This is a genomic window from Dietzia sp. DQ11-44, from assembly GCF_014145205.1.
Classification (GTDB): Bacteria; Actinomycetota; Actinomycetes; order Mycobacteriales; family Mycobacteriaceae; genus Dietzia; species Dietzia natronolimnaea.
The window spans coordinates 1-2,931 of record NZ_JAALEC010000466.1 but is presented as its reverse complement, the minus strand read 5'-3'; the positions used below and the strand labels follow the sequence as shown (position 1 = coordinate 2,931).

2 protein-coding genes and 1 pseudogene are annotated in these 2,931 nt (G+C 70.7%); all 3 read right to left on the bottom strand.

Features of this window, described 5'->3' with window-relative positions:
* The coding region (locus G6018_RS11955; RefSeq protein ID WP_182639710.1) for a hypothetical protein at window positions 1–748 on the bottom strand (748 nt) is incomplete at its 3' end.
* 110 nt (window positions 749–858) lie between these two features.
* Window positions 859–2,379, bottom strand: a complete 1,521-nt coding sequence (locus G6018_RS11950) for a phospholipase D-like domain-containing protein (protein WP_182639709.1) — start codon at window positions 2,377–2,379, stop codon at window positions 859–861.
* Window positions 2,376–2,931, bottom strand: a pseudogene (locus G6018_RS11945) (allantoinase); the annotation flags it as partial. The gene G6018_RS11950 and the pseudogene G6018_RS11945, both read right to left, overlap by 4 nt.

Sequence of the window (2,931 nt, the reverse complement as noted above, 5' to 3'; positions counted from 1 at the left end):
CGCCCGCGGCCTCCGCCTCCGCGGCGGCCTCCGCGATGGCCCTGCGCCGCTCGTTCTCCTCGAACGGATCCTGCAACGCGGAACGCTGCACCGCGTCGATGCTTCCGGCCAGTGCGCCGGGGAGCTCGGTGCCGGCGTCGGCGGCGGCGTCCTCGAGGAACCCGCCGGCCTCGGCCGAGCCCACCACCACGTCGTTCCAGAACGTCAGCTCGTGCGGGTAGAGCTCTCCGGCCTCCTGGCGCTCGGCCAGGGCGGCGAAGAACCCGCCGGCGAACTGCACGCTGAGGACCGGGAAGATGTACTCGGGGATCGAGAGCGAGCCGAGCCCGATGGTGCCCGACCCGATCGAGCCGGTCGGGTTGACGTAGACGGACCCGGGCAGGCTGCCGGAGGAGGCCACGGAGGCCACCGCGGATCCGCCCGCCGACCCCAGCGCCTCGAGCGGCGCCACCGAGCCCAGGACCTGGCCGACGGACAGCGCGGTGTCCGGCACCACTCCGCTCCCGATGTCCCGCAACCCCTCGGATCCCGCGCCGAAGCCGGGGTTGCCGACCACGATCTCCTCGGGGATCAGGCCGGTCAAGCCGTCGACGCTGCTGTTGCCGGTCTGGGTGGGCACCGAGGAGTCGGAACCCGAGGTCTCCTGGCCGTGCACCACGGCCGGGGTCGCGACCGCCGCCAGGGCGGTCGCGGCGACGACGGCGCCGATGCGCCTGGTCCGGAGTCCGGAACCACGGTTCTGGGGCATCTGTGCTGGCCTCTCGTCATGAGCAGGGCCCTACCGGCCCACGCACGCAAAGCGTACTACTACAGGGCCGATCCGGACTGCCGGGCCGGGCCCCGCCGCGGGGCCGGCCCCTACTGGAGTGCCGAACTCAGTCGCGCGACGTTGTCGACGTACCGCCCCGGCCAGGGACGGCGCTGCCAGGTACCCAGGCCGAGAGGCGTGCTCTCCTCGAGGTAGGCGTCCACCGCGTCGTTCATCTCGGTCAGCGCCTCCCCGCCGAGCACCAGCAGGCTGATCTCGAAGTTCAGGTTGAACGACCGCTGGTCCATGTTGCTCGACCCCACCACACCGCCGTAGTCGTCGATCAACATCATCTTGGTGTGCAGTACCGCCGGCGAGCGGAACCTGTTGATCCGCACCCCGGCCTCGAGGAGTGCACGGTAGTAGGACCGCTGGGCGTGGTGGACCATGAACTGGTCCGCGTGTTCGGGGACGAACAACTCCACGTCGACACCTCTGTAGGACGCGGAGGTGATCGAGTGGAGCAACGCCTCGTCCGGGACGAAGTACGGGCTGACGATCCTGATCCTGTGCTCGGCCTGGCCGATGAGCTGGGTGAACATGCGCAGGTTCGGCTGCGTGCGGTATCCGGGCCCCGAGGGGACGAGCTGGAAGGCGCTGACCGGGTCGCCGGCGGTGGGGTCGCCTCCCGCGCCTCCGGCACCGACCGACGTGCCGCGGGAGAGCTCCTCGAAGGTCTCGATGACCTCACCGCTCTCGGAGTACCAGTCCACCGCGAACACCCCGTTCATCGCCTGGACGATCTCACCCCGGACCTCCATCATGAGGTCCACCCACTCCCGGCCGAGGCGGGTGTTGCGGGGGCTACCGTAGTTCCGGGCGATGAGGTTCTGCGAGCCGATGAACCCGTGGTCGCCGTCGACGATGAGCATCTTGCGGTGGTTGCGCAGGTCGGGCCGGCGGAACCTCCCGACGAACGGGTTGATCGGCAGCATGAGGTGCATCTCGACCGGCGAGTGGCGCAACCTCCGTCGTAGCACCTTGAAGCCCCGGTACCGCAGGGACCCGAGGTGGTCGACCAGCACCCTGACCGTCACCCCCCTCTCCGCCGCCTCGACCGCGGCGGTGAAGAACTCGTCGGTCTCGTCGTCCCAGGACTGGGCGTAGAACTCGATGTGCACGTGGTCCCGGGCGGACCGCACCGCGTCCGTCATCGTGGCGAGCGAGGCCGCGTAGTCCGAGTACAGCCCCACGAACTCGCCGGACATGCACGGGATCGCGGTGAGGTTCCGGTTCATCTCGAGAACCGTCCGCACCCCGGACGGGATCCGCACGCTGTCGGGGACCGTGGGCCACTTCTCCAGCGCCTCCTCGTAGAGCCGGTTGGCCTCGGCCTGGATGACGTGCCGTCGGCCGGTGATGTACGGGTTTCCCAGCAGCAGGAACAGCGGCACGCCGACGATCGGGATGAACAGGATCGCCAGCAACCAGGCCTGAGAGGAGGAGGGCTGCCGATTCTCCGGCACCATGCCCAGGGCGAGGATCTTGATGGCGTACTCGGTGATGAGCAGGGCCGAGGTCACGCCCGCCGGGAACGGGAGGAACGCCAGTCGGTCGACGGCGGGGTTCATGTGGCGGATCGGGACAGGACGGCGCCCCGGGGCAGGGAGCGGGGATCGACGAACCGGCCGTCGGTCATGGTCCAGCGGACCACTCCCGCCAGGGCCCTCTGCGCGTACACCGAGTCGGCGGAACCGAGCTCCCGGGCACCGGGGAGGACGACGAACGCCTCGTCGTCCGCGACGGCGGTGAAGTCGGCCCTCATACCCGTCCGGATCTCCCCCCGGTCCTCGAGACCGACGATCGCGGCCGTCGTCCCGGACATCCAGCCGGCCACGTCCGAGAGATCACACCCCCTCCGGCGTGCTTCCGTCCACACCACCGAGAGACCGAGTCGGGCGGAGGCGATCGCGTCGACGGTGCCGTCGCGGAGGGCGTCCCAGAGGAGTTCGCGCGTGGCGGCGTCCCGGATCGGGGGATCAAGGTCGGCGGCGGCCACGCCCCCGTGGGTGACCTCCGAGACCAGGGCGAGCAGGTGCGGGCTCGTGGAGGCGGTCACGCGCAGCCCCTCGGCCTTGGCCCCCCGCAGCAGCGGCAGCTCCTCGGCGTCGGCGACCGCCCGC

Coding starts and splice junctions, on each gene's coding strand:
- G6018_RS11950 (WP_182639709.1), bottom strand. CDS start 2,379: ATGAACCCCGCCGTCGACCGACTGGCGTTCCTCCCGTTCCCGGCGGGC.